Origin of the sequence: Centipeda felix, assembly GCF_900186465.1 — a bacterium.
Classification (GTDB): domain Bacteria; phylum Bacillota; class Negativicutes; order Selenomonadales; family Selenomonadaceae; genus Centipeda; species Centipeda felix.
In genome coordinates this window covers 1-812 of the sequence record NZ_LT891952.1, presented here as the reverse complement: position 1 = coordinate 812, position 812 = coordinate 1, and the positions used below count along the sequence as shown (strand labels likewise).

Sequence of the window (812 nt, the reverse complement as noted above, 5' to 3'; positions counted from 1 at the left end):
CACACCACGGAAGTCATTCACACCCGAAGCCGGCGCAGCCGTCTAAGGTGGGGAAGGTGACTGGGGTGAAGTCGTAACAAGGTAGCCGTATCGGAAGGTGCGGCTGGATCACCTCCTTTCTAAGGATTAAGAGAAACCTCACGGTTTGAAATCTTAGGTCGGTACATCTGAGCTTATGTTTTGCATTGTCTAGTTTTGAGGGTAACATCCATCATAAAATGGGGGCGTAGCTCAGCTGGGAGAGCACCTGCCTTGCAAGCAGGGGGTCAGGAGTTCGATTCTCCTCGTCTCCACCATCTTTTGTATGTTATCCTAGATCGTAGGAACGTTACGATATAACGGAACTCCGATTTAGTTTACACTAAGCAAAGCGAAAGTTTTGCGTAGGGCAAGGAATGAGAATAAGTTCAAGGGAGCCGTAATGGCAATTACGTTGACCGCAGGACTTATTTGAATGACACGGCCATACACAAAAATCTCGTCTTTGCGCCTAATATGGGCCTATAGCTCAGCTGGTTAGAGCGCACGCCTGATAAGCGTGAGGTCAGTAGTTCAAGTCTACTTAGGCCCACCATTTATTTGTTCCCTGAAAACTGCACAGAAGAAACAAGAAAATCTAAGAAAGGGAAACGAAGCGTTCTCATGTACGCGATGTTTTCCTCACTGAGGTCTTCTACCGGAAGGTAGAAAGTAACAGAATAGATTTTCCCGAGGAATCGCTGATGAAATGAAGTCATTCAGCTTGGCGCAGATTTTATGGTCTGCCGCGGAGACAAACCGGACGCATAGCAGAGCTATGTGGAGGATTTGTC

At 47.3% G+C, this 812-nt stretch carries 2 tRNA genes and 1 rRNA gene; all 3 read left to right on the top strand.

From position 1 onward, the window contains the following. A 16S ribosomal RNA gene (locus C1713_RS00810) occupies positions 1 to 119 on the top strand; the annotation flags it as partial. A gap of 101 nt (positions 120 to 220) precedes the next feature. Next, positions 221 to 296 (top strand) — tRNA-Ala (locus C1713_RS00805). Positions 297 to 497: 201 nt separating this feature from the next. Next, positions 498 to 574: transfer RNA gene (locus C1713_RS00800), tRNA-Ile, on the top strand. Positions 575 to 812: the final 238 nt, after the last annotated feature.